This is a genomic window from Nitrospira moscoviensis, assembly GCF_001273775.1.
Taxonomy (GTDB): domain Bacteria; phylum Nitrospirota; class Nitrospiria; order Nitrospirales; family Nitrospiraceae; genus Nitrospira_D; species Nitrospira_D moscoviensis.
In genome coordinates, this window is record NZ_CP011801.1 from 2,010,950 (window position 1) to 2,028,820 (window position 17,871).

The 17,871-nt window shown below is 64.6% G+C and carries 13 protein-coding genes; all 13 read right to left on the reverse strand.

Going from position 1 to position 17,871, the window contains the following annotated elements; translation table 11 throughout:
* Positions 1-30: 30 nt before the first annotated feature.
* Positions 31-1,875, reverse strand: coding sequence for a CgeB family protein (locus tag NITMOv2_RS09945; protein ID WP_083447909.1), 1,845 nt, complete (start codon positions 1,873-1,875; stop codon positions 31-33).
* On the reverse strand, positions 1,845-3,092 hold the full coding sequence (locus NITMOv2_RS09950) for a glycosyltransferase family 9 protein (protein ID WP_187299422.1): 1,248 nt from the start codon (positions 3,090-3,092) through the stop codon (positions 1,845-1,847). Before NITMOv2_RS09950 ends, NITMOv2_RS09945 begins: the two co-directional genes overlap by 31 nt.
* Before the next feature lie 37 nt (positions 3,093-3,129).
* Positions 3,130-7,815: a glycosyltransferase gene (locus NITMOv2_RS09955; RefSeq protein WP_053379723.1), complete on the reverse strand. Its 4,686-nt coding sequence runs from the start codon at positions 7,813-7,815 to the stop codon at positions 3,130-3,132.
* A complete protein-coding gene (locus tag NITMOv2_RS09960) occupies positions 7,812-8,984 on the reverse strand; it encodes a DegT/DnrJ/EryC1/StrS family aminotransferase (RefSeq protein ID WP_053379724.1) in 1,173 nt (390 codons plus the stop codon). Before NITMOv2_RS09960 ends, NITMOv2_RS09955 begins: the two co-directional genes overlap by 4 nt.
* Positions 8,985-8,999: 15 nt before the next feature.
* Positions 9,000-10,316 (reverse strand): DegT/DnrJ/EryC1/StrS family aminotransferase, encoded by a 1,317-nt coding sequence (locus tag NITMOv2_RS09965; RefSeq protein WP_053379725.1) that lies wholly within the window; start codon positions 10,314-10,316, stop codon positions 9,000-9,002.
* Between the two features lie 14 nt (positions 10,317-10,330).
* Positions 10,331-11,317: an NAD-dependent epimerase/dehydratase family protein gene (locus NITMOv2_RS09970; RefSeq protein ID WP_053379726.1), complete on the reverse strand. Its 987-nt coding sequence runs from the start codon at positions 11,315-11,317 to the stop codon at positions 10,331-10,333.
* 7 nt (positions 11,318-11,324) lie between these two features.
* Positions 11,325-12,356, reverse strand: coding sequence for a GDP-mannose 4,6-dehydratase (gmd, locus tag NITMOv2_RS09975; RefSeq protein WP_083447912.1), 1,032 nt, complete (start codon positions 12,354-12,356; stop codon positions 11,325-11,327).
* A gap of 14 nt (positions 12,357-12,370) precedes the next feature.
* Entirely contained in the window at positions 12,371-13,342 is a 972-nt protein-coding gene (locus NITMOv2_RS09980; RefSeq protein ID WP_053379727.1) for an SDR family NAD(P)-dependent oxidoreductase, read from the reverse strand.
* Positions 13,329-14,333: a methionyl-tRNA formyltransferase gene (locus NITMOv2_RS09985; RefSeq protein ID WP_053379728.1), complete on the reverse strand. Its 1,005-nt coding sequence runs from the start codon at positions 14,331-14,333 to the stop codon at positions 13,329-13,331. Before NITMOv2_RS09985 ends, NITMOv2_RS09980 begins: the two co-directional genes overlap by 14 nt.
* Entirely contained in the window at positions 14,330-15,445 is a 1,116-nt protein-coding gene (locus tag NITMOv2_RS09990) for a DegT/DnrJ/EryC1/StrS family aminotransferase (RefSeq protein ID WP_053379729.1), read from the reverse strand. Before NITMOv2_RS09990 ends, NITMOv2_RS09985 begins: the two co-directional genes overlap by 4 nt.
* A complete protein-coding gene (locus NITMOv2_RS09995; protein WP_053379730.1) occupies positions 15,442-16,479 on the reverse strand; it encodes a Gfo/Idh/MocA family protein in 1,038 nt (345 codons plus the stop codon). Before NITMOv2_RS09995 ends, NITMOv2_RS09990 begins: the two co-directional genes overlap by 4 nt.
* 1 nt (position 16,480) lies before the next feature.
* Positions 16,481-16,957 carry an acyltransferase gene (locus NITMOv2_RS24665; protein WP_053379731.1) on the reverse strand — a complete coding sequence of 159 codons (477 nt, stop codon included), beginning with the start codon at positions 16,955-16,957 and terminating at the stop codon, positions 16,481-16,483.
* Between the two features lie 191 nt (positions 16,958-17,148).
* Positions 17,149-17,859, reverse strand: coding sequence for a flagellar brake protein (locus NITMOv2_RS10005; RefSeq protein WP_053379732.1), 711 nt, complete (start codon positions 17,857-17,859; stop codon positions 17,149-17,151).
* Positions 17,860-17,871 lie beyond the last annotated feature (12 nt).

Below are 17,871 nucleotides of genomic sequence, written 5' to 3' on the forward strand. Positions count from 1 at the left end.
TTTGTAATTGTTAATTGTAAATGTGGCATTTCACACCAGGTCGCGCGTTTCTGATCGATAACTATCCAACATGAGAATCAGCAGCTCCTCCCGCGCCAGTTCCCGTCCCGCGCCGTTCGCTCTGATCCCAGCCGCCACGTCTTTGAGCTCCACTCGTTGATCGGATGGAAAGCGGCGCAGCAGCGTGGTCAGCTCAGGCGGTGAGTCGGCCCGCCGCGCCAGCGCGCCGGCGTTTCGATCTCCTCGCACCATCGCGCCGATCCGATCCGGCTGCTGCATGCCAATCGCCGCCAGCAGGTCCTTCATACGATGCTCATAGGTATGGTGTGCCAGCACGCGGCGGCGCGCGGCGGCGGCGATTGCATGCCGCCCGGTTGCATCGGCCAGCCACGTGCGGATGAGCGGCGGCACCTGAGCGGCAGAGGTGAACCGGATCATTTCGTCCGAGGCGAAGAGATCGGGCAAGAGCGATCGGTCGTCGACGAGCTGGAAGGCGCCGCAGGCGGCCAATTCAAACGTCCGGGGATTGACGAAGTCGGCCTCCGGATCGAGCCCGTCGCCTGAGCAGGAATGGAGATTCAGATTGACGGCCGTGGCGTTGAAGACCTTGATACAGGTCTCGGTATCGATACGGGCGCCGCCGCGTTGAAGGACGGGTTTCACATCGTCCGCCCCCTCCCATTCATTCCCCCAGAGCTTGAACGACCAGTCTTTCGACAGCCATTCAGGCAGCAGCTTCCGCCGGTTGGCGTAACCCGCCCCGACGAAGGACACGTCCGCGCCGTACTCGTTCTGTTCGGACGGCGTGAGCGTGAGCGGCCGATGCTGGGCCGGATCGGCCGCCATCGGCAGATACTGGACCTGGCGCGCGCCGGCTCGCTTGAGCGCGTCGAAACATCCGGCTTGCTGGATCACGAACCAATAGTCGTAGCCGCCGGCAAGCTGCTGCCAATAGGTGAGATGCCGATGGTTTTCGACGAACCACATCGCAGTGAGAAATTTCTTCTTGCGCAGATGTTCGAGGACCGACAGGTTCAACGGCGCCTGCGCGAGCGCCAGCACGAGATCCGGGGGATCTTCGGCGAGATGGGTGATGACGCCCAGGCTCAGCATGTCGGCAAACCGACCTTGCATCGTGAGCCGATGGCGCGGTTCGCGATAGGACCCGAACAGGTCGTAGCTGGCTCGATGCGGGCTTTGATCCAGCCAAGTGACCCGATGGCCCAGCGATTCCAGCGCCGTGACGACGTGGCGGGCGACCGGCAGCGAGCCGCCGTAAATCGGCCCGACGACGGCGACGTGGAGCTGCCCGCCCTGCCGGGCCGCGATGACCCGGCGAAGGCGTGCTTCCATGTCGCCATGCGCCTCGGCGTGCAGGCGGGCCGCCGGCGCGTACGTCATAAAGCGGAGCGGAGCCGACTTCGCGGCCAATTGCTCCGCCATGGCTTCCGGCGTCCCCCAAATCCATTCGATCGCAGTGAACCAGGCGCCCATGGGCCTGACCGACGCGGCGTCTTTGAGCGCCGCCGCGTCCGGCACCACGACCGCCAACCGTGATCCCGGCGATTTTATGGAGGCCAACGCTTCGACGTGATACAGCAATCCGACGCCGAGCACGACGCCGAGCTCGCCCTCTTTCCATTTGAGCAGCCGGGCTTCGGCCCAGGCCCGCGCTTCTTTGCGCGGATCGTATCCGCTGTGGACCCAATGTCCCCCCTGCGTGGCCGACGGGCTGCCCTCCTTCGACGCCACGATCGTCAGGGACCCGCCGGCGCTGTCCTGCGTCGCTTGGACGAGGGCGGGATGGAGCTTGCGGAGGCTGTCGAGGTTCTGCGCCAGATAGTTCATGAGTGCGCCGGCTCCAGCTCTCGCCATAGCGCCTCCCGTTCGCACGGCGGATCGGGCGGCCTCCCCGCTTCGGTGTAATAGGCGCCGAAGCGATCGCAATGGCTCTGCCAGACCGTCCAGCCGTCGGAAGCCTCGGCGGTTCTGCTGAGAACAGCGGCGATCGTTTCATCGACCGGCCAGCGAACGGGTGAAGCGTGATGCGTGAAGCGTGATGCGGCCGACAGATGTTCATTCGCTTCACGCTTCACGCATGACGCCTCACGCATGACGCATGACGCGTCGCGTTTCACGTCCTCGGCTTGCCACACCACGTGATGTATGCCGTACGGTCCCGTCTCGTGCACCCGCGCGCGGGCGAAATACCAGCCGATCACCGGCCGGCCCAGCGCCGCGGCGAGGTGCAAGGGGCCGGTGTCGGCGCCGATGATCCGATGACAGCGGGCCAACATCGCGGCAAGTTGCGTCAGCGACGTGCGGCCGGTGGCATCCCAAATCCGTCCCAGCACTGACGGCGGCAGAGGGGCCTGGATCTCCGCCGCCCGCTCCCGTTCCGTTCCCACCAGCACGACACGGCCCCGCGGCGCGGACGCGAGAAATGCGACGATCCACTGGCGCCAAATTGCCGCCGGCACGAGCCGCTCTGTCTCCCCTGCTCCCACGATCAGCGCGATCCACGGAGCGCCCTGCTTGCCGATGCGGTCCAGATCGTCGGGCAACCGGACGTCCGGAGGGTCGAGCGTCACGACCCGTCCCGGCGGAGAGCAGCCGCAGAGCCCGCAGAACGCATCGGCCAAGTGGACGCGCTGTCCTGTTGCCCGTCGCGCCACATCTCGGACATAGGCGGCCCAGGGTGTCAACGTGCGGTCGAGAGGCCCATGCTCAAGCGGCCCCGTCACATCGTATGCCAGCAAGGAAGCCGCCACGAGCGCCCGCGGGTGTTGATTGAGGACGTACGCGCAGTCGTACCGTTCCGGCGCCAGCGCCGCCAGCGCCGCTTCGACGTCCACGAGATGGTCGGGCCGCAGATCGTGCCCGGCCGCCTCGGCCCGCCGCCGCCAGGCCGCTCCGTCCCACTCCAGGACGTTCTCAATGCCGGGCAACATTCGTCCTACTTCCGCCAGCTGCGATGGGCAAAGCAGATCCAGTTGCGTCTCCGGATGGCGGGCACGCAGCGCAGCAATCGCGGGAAGGCTCTGTACGAGATCCCCTAAACGAGCCAGTTGTATGACGAGTGCGCGTGGCACGGTTCCTACTTCCATTCACCCTGAACGGTTCGGCACATTACGAACTCGTGGTTTCGATTGCCATCGCCAGCACCGCTTCCTTGCCGGCGATCGCCTGCCCCAATTCGGCCAGCCCATCGTACGTCGGCGCGAGCGCGCGGAGGGTTTCGTATTCCCGGCGCGCCGCCTCGATCTGTTCGGCGCGGACGAGCACGCCGGCCAGCGCGAAGCGGGTTGCCAGGTCGGCGGGATTGCGCGAGAGATACTGGCGCAAGTGCCGGCTCAGCTCGTCCCAGCGATTTTGCGCGGTGCCGGCCCGCAACAGCCAATGGACGGCCTCCGCATCGTCGGGGTGTTCGCCCAATACTTGCAGAAACCGCTCCCACGCGCCTTGATGATACGCCTGCCCGAGCGAGGCCATGCCCATGCCCATCAGGCATTTCCGCCGATCCGCCCCCTGCCGCAACGCCGACGAGAAGGCCCGCTCCGCGTCCCGATACTGTTCCCGTTGCATGCACAGAATGCCCCTGAGCAGCAGCCCCTCCGCATGGTCCGGTGCGGAAGCGAGCAAGATGCGCAGGTGCTCCTCCGCGGCAGGCAGGTTCCTCTGCTCCAACAGCGTCCGGGCGAGCGCGAGCCGCTCGGCCGGCGCATCCACGAGCGCCAGATAGCGCGAGAGGAAGCGCGTACGGCAGATCGGCTCCTGGAGCCGTTCAGCCACCATGGCGCCCCAGGACAGGACGAACCGGTCGTTCGGCCAATCGTCCACCAGGCGCAGCTCGCGTTTGACGGCCGCCCAATCCTTTTTGAGCGCTGCCGCCTGCGCCGCCGCGACGTGGGCCCAGGCTGCGCGATCGCGGACGTCGGTCATCGGCGTCAACTGCGTCGCAAACTTGATGTCCTGCGGTCCTCCGACCAACTTGAAGCCGTCGGCGTGGTAGTGGAGATCCTCATCGCTGAGCCACCAGCGGTCGCCCCAGCGCTCCTGCAGGAGCCGGCTGTTGTCTTCATCCCGCGCATTGCGACCGGGCGTCTGGCTTTCCAAGTGACAGAGGACGCTGCGCGGCTGGTAGATGACGTGATAGCCCTTGTCGCGCACTTTCAGGCAGAGATCGACGTCTTCGAACCCGTTGATGAACGCCTCGTCGAACCCCTGGACGGCCTCGAACAGCTCGCGCCGGATCAGCATGCAGGCGGCGGTGACCGCTTGGAATTCCCGCCGTTGGTTCACGGCCGGTAAGTCCGCCGAAGCCATCCGATAGATATGGTAGGGACTCAGGCGGCTCCGCATGAAGACGACGCCCGCGTGCTGCACCGTGCCGTCGGCGTACAGCAACTTGCTGCCGACGATGCCGACCTCGGCATGCTCTTCCACTTCCCGCACCAAGGGTCTGAGCCAGTGGGCCTGCGGGATCGTATCGTTATTGAGAAAGACCAGATAGTGTCCGCGCGAGGCGCGGGCTCCCTGATTGCACGCCTTGGCGAAGCCCAGATTGTGCTCGTTGCGGATGATCCGCACGTCGCCCGTGAGCTTGTTGAGGAACTCTGCCGTCCCATCGGTCGATCCGTTGTCGATGATGATCACCTCGAACGTGACATCCTTCGTGACCGATGCCAGGGCCTGGAGGCATTGAGCCGTCAGTTCAATCTTGTTCCAGACAGGGATGATGATGGAACAGGCATATGCCGGCGCGCGCTGTGCAACGACATGAAGCTCCTGAAGCGCGCGGGCCTGCATTTCCCGCACGCCGGGAATGGCATCGGAGATCATGCGGTATTTCTCGAAGATGATGGCGGCGGTGCGCGCAAAATCGGATTTCTTCCCGCTCGTGGTAGAGCTGCCGTCCGTGCGCCAGGTGAATTCCGCGGTGAGCTGTTTGAGATGGGCAAACGGAAACCGCCTGGAAAGACGGATCCACAGATCCCAGTCCTCGTGCGACGTCAATTGTTCGTCGAACAGGCCGACCTCATCAAGGCAGGCGCGTTCGTGCATGACCGACAAGACCGGGATGTAGTTTGAGATCAGGAGACGAGTGGCGTCGAAGTCGTAGGAATACGGCACATCCCGTTTGGTCTCGACGTACCGGTCTTTCCGGCGCTCTTCGTGCACGCGCCACGCGTCGCTGTAGGCGACGCGATAGTCGTGGGTCTCCAGAAACGCAACGAGCGTCTCCAGATGGTCCGGCAGAAAGCGGTCGTCGTCGTCCAGGTACGCGATGTACTTGCCGCGGGCGAGCTTGAGGCCGCTGTTGCGCGCGGCGGCGCGGTCTCGGTTGACTCCGTACCGCACAGAAACGATCTTCTCGGGATGCGGCACCGCAGCCAGCACACCGGCGACGTCCTCCCCGCCGTCGTTCACCACGAGGATTTCGACATTCATATAGGTTTGCGCCAACACGCTCTCGACGGCGCGCTGCAACTGGTGGGGACGGTTGAAGGTCGGAATGATGACCGACACCAGCGGTCCCCCCGCCCGCCGCTCGGGAACCGGCGTGCTCTCCGCCGAGAGTTGAACAGCCGGCGCGCCGAGGCTCTCGCCGGCTGTTGCCGTCCGCCCGACGGACGACGTCTGGAGACCGGCCAGCGGCCAGCCGCGGTGGCTGCGATCGACGGCGTCGTCGTACGGGGGGTCCAGCCGCCGCAGCAGTTCGCTCGTCGCCGCACTTTCCCGAAGCAGCACGAATCCCCGATCCGCCGGCTCGTGGCCTGATTGGAGAGACCGAAGAAGAGCCAGGTTATGCCGCACGGCTGGTTCGACCGTGCGCTGTGCCTCAAGGGCGGCGAAGAGCGGCAGACTCTTCTCCCGCGCGCCGATCAGCCAGAGCGCCACGGCGGCATTGTTGAGCGCCTCGATGCCTCCGGGCTTGTGGTCCAGCGCACGGACATAGTCCAGGACGGCCAAGGGCGGCACCGGTACGTTCGCCGTGCAGAGCAGGTTGCCGAAGTGCAGATAGGCGCTGTACAGGGCCTGCTGCGAGTCCGCGCATTCCGCCAGCTCCGGATAGAGATCACGGATCGTGTACTGCTGTCGCATCCTCGTCAGCAGCCCGATGGTCTCCGGCACCGTGCGGTTGCGGGAGCTGGTCGAGGATCCGCCCTCGTGGATCCGGTACTTGATCAATTTCCGATCGAGGTACCGAAAGCGGACATGCGGCGCCGCCTTCAGCCAGAAATGCGGATCGGTCGTATAGCCGTCCTCAAACCCTCCGAAGGCGTGAATGGTCGCGCGCGTCATCATCACGGTGGGATGGGGCACGATGTTCTTGGTGAACAGGGTTCTGAGGAGACTCCGTCCGGTGAAGGATCGGGACTCGGCGAACCGAAAATCGGACGGCAACGTTCGTCCTTCGGCGTCGACGTGGTACCCGTCCGAAAAGGCGATGGCGAGCTCGGGATCATCCTTGAAGGCGGAGACTTGGACGGCCAACTTCTCCGGGAGCAGCACGTCGTCCGCCCCGGCGAAACAGACATACGGCGCGGTGGTCAATGCGACACATCGGTTGATCAGCTCGTGAAAAGCGTCGAGATTGCGGCCGATGTTCTCCTGATGGACGTATCGGATCCGCGGGTCGTGGCGATACCGGTCCACTACGGCTCGGGTGTCGTCGGTGGAGCCGTCGTCCAAAATGAGAAACTCGAAATCCTGGAACGTCTGCGCGAGCACGGAGCGGATCAGCTCGTCGATGTACCGCCCGCCGTTGTACACATAGGTGAGCACGGCGACCGTGGGAGCGGCCACCTCCGTCGGCTGGGACTCGCTCCTGCGTGGCCGGCGCGACCCCAGTCGGGACACCTCGTCCATGACCTGCTGCAGCCGGCGCGTCCATGTATGGGACGCCAAGGCCCGCTCGTACGCCCGCTGCGCGATGGCGTCGCGCTCACGCTCGTGGACCAGATAGTGGCGGATCTGCTCCGCCAGGTGTTCGCGGTCCCGGTAGAAGACGATCTCCTCCCCCTCTTGAAACAGGGCTTTCAACCGCTCGTCGTACGTGGTGAGCTGGAACGCCCGGCAGGCGGCATATTCGAACGTGCGTCCCTTGATCTGCAGCGTCACGCCATCGCCGGAGACCCAGGACATGCCGAGCACGATCTTGGATCGGGCAAAGACCTCCAACATGGCCTGGTGGGGAAGACGGCCTCCCGCAACGTCGCGGAGCGCCCGATGCGCTTCCCAGCCTTGCCCCCACACGCGGACGCGGATTCCCTGCTCCTTGAGCCATTGAATCAATTCCGGCCGGCCGCGATAGGCCTGGCCCACGAACGTCACATCGTAGTCCTTTGAGCGGCCTTCCAGGGGATAGTAGAGGTTGGGATTGCAGGCATAGGGCGCATATACCACATCCGTGACGCTCCGCGAGCGGTACTCGGCGACCGCCTCCTGGCACGTCGTCACGACGAGGTGATAGCGGCCCGCGAGCGTAAGGGAGTCCTGCAGCCGCCAGTCGTCGTCGCTGAAGAATACTGCGGACAGCGTGTCGGTCTCGTCCGCGATGAAGGACAACAGATCGGTGGGCACTTCGTCCGTGCAGTGCATATGGAAGAAGAGCTCCGGACGTTCACGGCGCAAGAGGTCTCGCACCTGATGCTGCACTTGGCCGGGTCCGCCTTCTTTGAGCCCCCGCCGGAAGTCGTAATCGACGATCTCGTGTCCCAATTGGAGGAGGCTGGCCCGGATGTTGTGGTGCACATAGGCCCCTTCGCCGTTGGGACGAACCGCGTCGGGCGCACAGAACAGAATCTTCATGGACGTCCTCCAACCAGGCGCGCCGGCCGAACGGCCGTCGCCAGCTGTCGGACGACCTGCTCCTGCTCGGCCTCGCTGATGTCCGGAAAGATAGGCAGCAGGATGGAGCGGTCTTGCGCCCGCTCGCTCCGTGGCAAGGGGCTCCCGGCCCGCCATCGTTCCCGCGCATAGGCCGGCTCACGATGGGCGCACATGATACCGCGTCGCGTCATGACGCCCTCATCCAGTAACGCCTGCATCACCGCTTGCTGATCGCAGGCATCCGGCAGCCCCACGCAGTAGCTCTGCCAGTTGCTGCGGGCCCAAACCGGTTCATACGGAGGCGCACAGTCCGTGCGTTCGGCCAGGAGATCGTGGTAGCGCGCGGCCGCTGCCCGTCTGGCCCGGACCATCGCCGGTAGTTTAGCGAGTTGCGCCCGGCCGATCGCGGCGTGCAGATCACTCATGCGATAGTTGTAGCCCGCCTCGTCGTAGCGCTCGAAGACGACCCGGCTTGCGTCATGCCGCTGCCGGTCCGTGACGGTCATCCCGTGCTGGCGCCACAACCGGAACAAGCGGTCATACTCCGGATTGGCGGTGGTCAGCATGCCGCCTTCCCCTGCCGTGATCACTTTGCGGGGATGAAACGAAAAACAGGCGATGTCCCCGTGCGGCCGCCCGAGGCGCTCCCAGCTGCCATTGAGTTGAATCTCGCTCCCGATCGCGCATGCGGCGTCCTCGATCAACGGCAGCCCGTGGGCGCGGACGATCGGCAGGATCGCGCCGAGGTCGCAGGGCATACCCATCTGGTGCACGCAGAGCACCGCTCTGGTGCGTGCCGTGACGGCGGCGGCGATCAGCGAGGGATCGAGGTTGAAGCCATCCCTTTCAATATCGACAAAGACCGGCACGGCGCCGCAGTAGCGGATGCTGTTCGCCGTGGCGATGAACGAATGGCTCACCGTGATGACGTCGTCGCCGGGACCCACGCCGACCGCGCGCAACGCCAGGTGCAGCGCCGTGGTGCAACTGGAGACCGCGCAGGCATAGGGAGCCGACACGGCTGCGGCAAAGTCCCGCTCGAAGGCCGCGACTTGCGGCCCTTGCGTGAGCCAGCCGGAGCGGAGCACGGCTTCGACGGCCGAGCATTCTTCTTCGGCGACGGACAGTTTCGTCAAGGGAATCGCCATGGCTTCTTCCGGCTCCTACGCCGCGCGCAGCGCGTGCGCCTCCATGAATTCGGCGATGCAGGTGATCAAATGATCTTCTTGGGCGTCCGTCAGATCCGCATGGTTGCCGATCATCAGACCGTTGTGGTGGACCAGATCGGCATTGGACAAAAGGTCGGCGACGCGGTGCGGGACATGCCGCATCACCGGCTGCCGCGCGAGATTGCCACCCACAATGGGCCGCGTCTCGATCCCCCGTGACTCCAAGAACGCTTGCAGCAGGCGTCGACTGAACGGAGCGTCGGGTCGCACGATGAGCGACAGACCGAAGGCCGAGTGGCTGTGGCCGGGCCGCTCCCGCTGAAGGGCCAGCCAGGATTCATACGGCCGCAGCCGTTCCAGCAGTCGCCGGCGGATCGCCATGCGCTGTTCCACGAAATGGTCCAGCTTGGTCAGTTGCACGCGCCCGATCGCGGCGTTGAGCTCCGTCGGCCGCACGTTGTATCCGGTCGAGACGAACAACCAGCGGGGGTCGATGTCGGGATACTGTCCGGTCCACTGGTGCTGATCGCTCCGCCCTCTGATCCAGCCGTGCGCCCGCTGCGACACGAGCGCATCGCGCCAGCCGGACCGATCTTGCCCGCAGACCATGCCGCCCTCGATACTCGTCATGTGGTGCGAGTAATAAAAGCTGAACGACGAAAGGGCGCCGAAGGTGCCGACCTTGCGTCCGCCGATCGAGGCTCCATGGGCTTCGCAACAGTCTTCCAACAGATAGAGACCATGGCGGTCCGCGATTGCTCGGAGAGCCGGGATGTCGCAGGGATTGCCCAGCAGATGGATCGCCAGAATGGCCCGCGTTTTGTCGGTGATGGCCTCCTCGACTTTCTCGGGACTGAGGTTCAGGGTCGCGAGATCCACGTCCACCAGCACGGGGACACAACCGGTCTGGGCGATCGGAAACAACGACGTGGACCAGCCGACGGCGGGCAGGATGACTTCATCGCCCGGCTTCAACCCGTTGGGCTGCCCCGGAAACGTCAAGGTCGACAGCATCAGCAGATTGGCCGATGACCCGGAATTGACCATCAGCGAAAAGCCGGCCGGCAGCCAGGCCGACCACTCGTCTTCGAAGGTTGCCGTCTGCGGTCCCATGGTCAGGTGCCCGTCGAGCAAGACTTCGAAAGCCGCGAGGAGCTCTTCTTCGCCCAGCGTCGAGCGGCAGAGTTCCAAGGCCTGTGCCGCGGCAGGTCTCGGCCGAGCACGGACGGAGGAGGCCAGCAGTCGTTGCAGCCGCCTTCGGAGCATCGGGCGGCCGATGGTCCCTCTCTCCGCCGCATCTTTTCTTGCCATCGTGCTTGCAGCCTTCATGAGGCGACCAAGGCCGGTTGCTGTGCGCGATACCATCGGATGGTCTCACGCAGCCCCTCGCGTAAACGAACCTCCGTGCGAAAACCCAGGAGCCGTCTCGCCTTCCCCGTATCGCAGGCCCGGCGAGGTTGTCCGATGGGTTTCGACGGATCGAACACGATCCGGACCGACCTGTCCGACTCTTCAGCGACGACTTGGGCGAGGTGGCCGATCGTCACTTCTTCGTCGCTGCCGATATTGATCGGCTCCGCGTCAGTCCCACGCTCGACGGCCGCCAGCAGGCCCCGAGCGAAGTCGGTGACGTAGAGAAAACTGCGCGTGGCACCGCCGTCGCCCCACACCACGAGCGGGTTGTCGCCCCGCACCACGCGCCGGATCAGCGCCGGAATGACGTGGCTGGAGGATTCGTCGAAGTTGTCCCGCGGCCCGTACGCGTTGTAGGGCCGCACGACGTGGATGCGCATTCCGTATTCCTTCGTATAGGCGCGGCCGAGGAATTCTTCCATGCGTTTGGCCCAGCCGTAGCCTTCGTTGCTCGGCTCCGGCCGTCCCGCGAATCCCTCCTCTTCCGGCGTCGGGACCGAACAGTCGCGCGGATAGACGCAGGCGGAGCTCGTGACCAGAAAGCGTTCGACAGACTCACGCCGCGCGGCTTCAATCACGGATAAGAAGCTGTTCAGGTTGTCGCGAAATATCGAGCCGGGATGTTCGAGGTTGTACTGCAGGCCGCCGACCCGCGCCGCCAAATGCAGCACGATCTCCTGGCCCGCTACGGCCTCCTCCGCGCAGGCTGGATCGGCGAGATCGCCGACGAGCGTGCGAATCGCATGGCGCACCCGATCGAGATAGCGGTATCTCGTCGCCTCGGACGACGCCGTGGACGTGACGAGCGCGCCTTCCGTCACCAGCCGTTCCACTACATGGCTGCCGATGAAGCCGTTGCCGCCGGTGACCAAGACTTTGCGCCCCGTCCAGAATCCCATGTCGTCCTCAAGCGGCGAGCGAGGCGACCGGTTTACCGGTCAATGCAGACGGCACTCTAGACTCGCCGCGCACGGCCTGGACGTCATGATCGACCATGATTTTGACCAGCTCGCGGAACGTCACGGTCGGTGCCCAGCCGAGCGCCCGTTTGGCTTTCGAGGCGTCGGCCAGCAGATATTCCACTTCCGTCGGCCGGTAGTACCGTGGATCGATCGCCACGTGCTCGCGCCAATCCAAACCCACGTGGCCGAACGCCGCTTCGACGAACTCCTTCACGGTCCGCACTTCGCCGGTCCCGATGACGTAATCGTCCGGCCGGTCCTGCTGGAGCATGCGCCACATGGCTTCGACGTAGTCCGGCGCATAGCCCCAGTCGCGGCGCGCGTCGAGGTTGCCGAGATAGAGCTTGTGTTGTCTCCCGGCGAGGATATTGGCGACTCCCATCGTGATCTTGCGCGTCACGAACGTCGGCCCGCGGCGGGGACTCTCGTGGTTGAACAAAATGCCGTTGCAGGCCCAGATTCCATAGCCTTCACGGTAATTCGCCGTCATCCAATAGGAGTAGAGCTTGGCCGCTCCATAGGGACTGCGGGGGCGGAATCCGGTCAGCTCGTTCTGCGGGGCCGGCGCGTCTCCGTACAGCTCCGAGCTCGACGCCTGGTAAAAGCGCGTCGCGATGCCGCTGCGCCGGATGGCTTCCAGCAGCCTGGTAGTCCCCAGTCCGGTCACGTCGCCGGTGTATTCCGGCATGTCGAAACTGACCTTGACGTGGGATTGCGCGCCCAAGTTGTAAATCTCATCGGGACGGACGTTGTAGACGATGTTGGTGAGCTGCTCGGAATTGCAGAGATCGCCGTAGTGCAGATGCAATCTAGCGTCCGGCACATGCGGGTCTTGAAACAGATGATCGATCCGTCCCGTGTTGAACGTGCTGGCCCGGCGGATGAGCCCGTGAACTTCATAGCCTTTGGATAGCAGCAGCTCGGCCAGATAGGACCCGTCCTGTCCACTGATGCCGGTGATGAGCGCGCGTTTCATACGTTCTTCCTTTGTTAGGCCGCCGTCGCGGCGAGCGACGACCGCCACCACCGCACCAGGGCGCTGAGTCCTTCTTCCAGGGATGTGCCGGCTCTGAAATTCAGGAGCGCAGCGGCCTTCTCGGTGGAGGCCCATCGCCGCGGGACGGGATTGACCGCCCGTGGAGGGCCGTACTCGGGCTGCAGCGTGGAACCCATCACGGCGAGAAGCTGCCGCGCCAAGTCGTTCAAGCTGGTCTCGACGCCGGTGGCCACATTGAAGACCTGATCCGTCACGCCGGCTCGCGCGGCCAGAATGTTGGCGCGGGCCACGTCCTCGACATAGACGAAATCCATCGTCTGCGTGCCGTCCCCCAAAATGAGCGGCCGCTTTCCTTGTGCAATGCGCTCCATCCAGCGGATCAGGACTTCGGTATAGGCTCCGTGCACGTCCATGCGCGGGCCGTAGACATTGAAGTACCGGAGCGCGACATAGTCGAGCCCGTACATCTCATGAAAGCTCCGCAGCAGCCCTTCATTGAAGGCCTTGGCCGCTCCATATAACGTGCGGTTGCTGTAGGGATGGTGAGATTCGGTCGTCGGAAACTCATCGGCCAAGCCATAGATCGACGCGGAGGAGGCGGCGACGACCTTTTTGACGCCGGCGTGAACCGCCGCTTCCAGCACGTTGAACGTGCCGTCGGCGAGTACTTCCAATGCCAGCCGCGGCTCCTGAGCGCACTGCGTGATGCGGATGGCCGCTTGATGGAACAGCACGTCGATCCCACGCATAGCTTGCCCCACCGTGGCACGATCACGAATATCGCCCTCTATCATCGAGATGCGTCTCTGCGACAGCGCCCAGGAGAGGTTCTGCCGCCGACCGCGGGACAAATTGTCGAGCACCACGATGTCACGCACACCTTCGCGGATGAGGTGATCGGCGATATGGGAACCGATCAGCCCGGCCCCGCCGGTGATCAAGACACGCGCATCAGCGAGTTGCATGGGCGGTCAGCGCCTCCAGTCGCCGCTCCATCTCAACCAAACGCAGTTCCAGATCGCGGAGCCGCAATCCCAGACTCGTCTTCACCGAGCGGATCACGTCCTCCGCCGGCCGAGTCGTCCGTCCATCACTTGAAACGTGGGTGACTCGAAGCATGCCGTCGCCCGTCAGCACTTCCACACCCTGTCCTGGAAGGATCTGCACCACCCGCCCTGGGATCCGGCCGCGATAGCTTGGCGGCCCTTCGATTTCCTCGGCGCGCAACACACAGATCCGCTGTCCGCGATAGTAGGTATAGGCCCCCGGATACGGAAAGGTGAGGGCGCGGACGAGGTTATAGATACGGCGGGTCGGCTGGCTCCAATCGATTTCACCATCCACCGGCGTCCGGGCGCAGGCGAATGAACCGGCGGTATAGTCTTGTGGCCGGGGCGCGGCCGTGCCGTCCTTCAATTGGCGATACGCTTCGCGCACGACGTCGACGGTAGCGGCGCACACCCGCTCGTACACCTGCGGCGCCGTGTCCGCCGGTCCGATCGGCACCGCCCGCTGCAACAGGATCTCCCCCCCGTCCATCCGTTCCGAGATGCGAAAGACCGTCACGCCGGTTCGTGGCTCGTCGTTGATGATGGACCAGTTCAACGGTGCGAAGCCGCGATATTCCGGCAGGAGACTGTCATGCACACCCCAGCAACCGAGCTGAAACGCGGTATAGAAGGACGGCGGGAGCAAAATGCGGACGCCCACGCCGATAGCCGTGGCGGCTCCGGTGTCCTGCGCCCATCGGGCGAGTTCGCGGTCCCGCACGAACTTCGTTTCCCGGAAGGGGATGCCATGGCTCAGGGCCAGATCCCTGATCGGTCCCTCGTAGCGCTCCTGCTCGTGCTCGTCTTGGGTCAAACTGAGGACGCCGCACACCTCCGCGCCGCTCGCCACCAACGCATCGAGGGTCTGGAAACCCCGTTTCGTGCCGCCGATGAACAAGACTTTCATGCCGCCATCTCCCCGGTTGGGGCAAAGCGAGCCAGCGCGTCCGCCACTGTGTCGATATGGCCCGACGTGATTTCCGGATAGAGCGGCAGCGAGAGCACTTGGCGCGCGGCCGCTTCGGCGTGCGGCACGGACCCGGCGGGATAGGCCGGATCGGCATAGCCCGGTTGCAGATGTACCGGCACCGGATAGTGAATACCGGTGTGAATGCCTTCGGCCTGTAGATACTGCCGGAGCCTGTCCCGTTCGTTCGTGCGGATGGCATAGATATGGAACACCGGCTCCGCATAAGACATGGTCCGAGGAAGGCCGTACGGTTGGTTCTTCAACCCTAGTGTATAGAGTCCCGCGGCGGCTCGGCGGCGGGCGTTCCATTCATCCAGGTGGCGCAGCTTCACACGCAGGATGGCGCCTTGCAGTCCCTCCATTCGATAGTTGTAGCCGAGCATGTCATGGTGATACTTCTCCTTCGCGCCCCAGTCGCGTAAGAGCCGGAGCCGTTCCGCCGCTTCAGGATCGCTCGTGACAATCATCCCGCCTTCGCCGTACGCCCCGAGGTTCTTCCCCGGATAGAAGCTGAAGCAGCCGAAGTCGCCCAAGCTGCCGACGGGACGACCTTTGTAGCGGGCGCCGTGCGCCTGCGCCGCGTCTTCAATCACCACGAGATTACGGCGCCGTGCCAGAGCCATGAGAGGGTCCATGTCGGCCGGCTGTCCATAAAGATGGACCGGGATCACGGCCTTCGTCCGTGCAGTCACCACAGACTCGACGCGCGTGACGTCCATCGTCAGGGTACACGGATCGATGTCGACGAAGACCGGACGGGCCCCGGTGTACCGGATCGCGGCCACGGTGGCGACGAAGGTGAACGGGACGGTGACGACCTCGTCGCCGGGGCCGACGCCCGCGGCGAGGAGGGCCAGATGCAACGCGCTGGTGCCCGAGTTGACTCCGACGGCGAACGAGGTTTCCACATAGGCGGCAAACTCGTGTTCGAAGGCCGCGACTTCCGGTCCCAGCACGTACGCGCCGCCGTCCAACACGCGGTCGACGGCGGCACGGATGTCGTCCCGGATGGATCGGTACTGGGTCTGGAGATCGACGAAGGGAATCATGCCGTGACCTGCATGCGGTCCAGTTCGATCAATCGTCCCCGTTCCGCCATGGAAAGCGTCGCGGCTTCGAGAATCTGCACGATGCGGGCGCCGGCCTCGCCGTTCGTCATCGGAGCGGCCCGCCCGGCGATGCAGTCGAGAAAATGCCGGGCTTCCCTCTTCAACGCTTCGGTGGCGTCCAATTGGGGCGCCCACATGTCGCCCGCCCGGTAGCCCACGAGCATCTTGTACACGGCTTCGCTGTGGGCCTGCTGGCGTTCGGTCGTCACGCCCTTGTCGTAGACTTTCACCTTTTCGCTGGGCTCCACATCGTCATAGATGATCATCTTCCGGCTGCCGCCGATAAGCGTCCGCCTGACCTTGACCGGCGCCAGCCAGTTCACATGGATGTGCGCGATGAGCGAGGAGTCGTAAAAGAGGGTCAGATAGGCGATGTTTTCGGGCTCTTGCGCGACATGCCGCATGCCGGTCGCCGAGACCGCGCGTGGACGGCTGGGCAGCAGATAGTCCATGATCGAGAGATCGTGCACGGCCAGGTCCCAGAGCACGTTCACGTCGTGCTGGAACAGGCCGAGGTTCACCCGGACGGAATCGTAGTAATACAGGTCCCCGACTTCGCCGGCCCCGATCAACTCCTTCATCTTCCGCACGCTGCCGGTGTAGACGAAGGTGTGATCCACCATGAGGACCCGCCGCCGCTTCTCCGCCTCCTCGATCAACTGCCAGGACTGTTCGCCAGTCATGGCGAGCGGCTTTTCGACGAGGACGTGCTTCCCCGCCTTGAGCGCCTCCATGGCCAATTCGAAATGCGTGGAGACCGGCGTCGCGATGACCACCGCGTCGACGGCGGGAGACCGGATGAGGTCGGTCGGGCTCTGCATGATGCCGATGCCGGGATAGCGGGCGGCGGCGAGCGCCAGGCGGTCCATGCGCAGATCGCTGACCGCCAGCACCCGCGAGTCGGGCATCTCGTGGAAGTTGCGCACGAGGTTGGGTCCCCAATAGCCGAATCCGATGACGCCGACGCCGATCATGTCAGACGCTCCCCCGGTTCACTGCCGAGACGCGCGCGGGCACGCCCATCACGGTCGCGTGGGCCGGCACGTCATGGGTGACGACCGCGCCGGCGCCGATCTGCGCCCCTTCGCCGATGGTCACGCCGCAGAGAATGACCGCCCCGCTCCCGATGGACGCCCCCCGCTTGACGGTCGTGCCGATGACGGTCCAGTCCTGCTCCGTCTGCAATCGGCCGTCGGTCGTCGCGCGCGGATAGCGGTCGTTGATGAAGACGACGCCGTGGCCCACAAAGACCTCGTCCTCGATCGTCACGCCTTCGCAGACGAATGAATGCGAGGAGATTTTGCACCGCCGGCCGATGCGCGCCTGCTTTTGAATCTCGACGAAGGCGCCGATCTTCGTCTCTGCGCCGATCCGGCATCCGTAGAGATTGACCAGTTCCGGATGGTGGATGACGACGCCGTCGGCCAGCGACACACTAGGACTGATCGGCATATGCCCACTCCTTCCACCGCCCCACCTAACAAGTTGTGTGCCAATCGCAGACAGACGAAGCGACGGGAAATTTGCTCGGAAACAGGCGCCGGCGCGGGCGTGGCACGCTTGGTCGGCAAAAATTACCGGGATGAGTCAGGCAGGAGTTTCCGGTTTGGCGAACCGGCGCGCGGTGTACGAACAGATGACATTTACCGCGGAAGGGCCGGAGGCGTCTTCTGCGTCGTCCATTGCTCGACCGCCTGTCTGACCGAACCGCCCCATCCGCGGTACTCGATGTATTCCATGCGGTCGAATTGAAACTCGAAGCCCGCGAGGCAGTGGTCGTCCTTCGCGTCGGCGTTCTTGACGATGCCCGTCAGATTCGTGACGTGCCCCAAGCCCGGCAGCTCGAATTCGAGACGGATCGTCGCGCCGGGGCGCAGCCAGGACGGCCGTTGCGAAAGGGCGACGCTGCATCCGCCGAGGCTGAGATCTTTCAGCATGCCGCCGGCATAGTTCGATGAAGCCGAGCCGGATCCGGCATCCTGGCGCATGAGCAACACCGGCTCGCAGGACGAGACGCGCGCGTGCTTGCGGAGGTGCATCTCTTCCACATTCTGCGGGAACGCGATGAACAGCAGCGGCACCGGCGAGGTGACAAGATCGCGGATGTCGGTCCGGTAGCCGACGAGCTTGCCCTCGTGCAGATAGCTGATCGTGCAGGGCGTGCCCCGCGGAATGTCCGCGTCGTGGCCGAGCTGGGCCGGCCATTCGCAGACCAGCCAGGCATGGTCTTTCCACCCGAGCAGCGTCGAGCCGTACATGGCCTTGTGGGGCCCCAGAGCCAGCGAAATCTTCAGGGCATGGCCCACGGTGAGGAACGATGCGGGCGACAGCGCCGAGGCGATGACGTCGTTCATGGCGACTCCTTT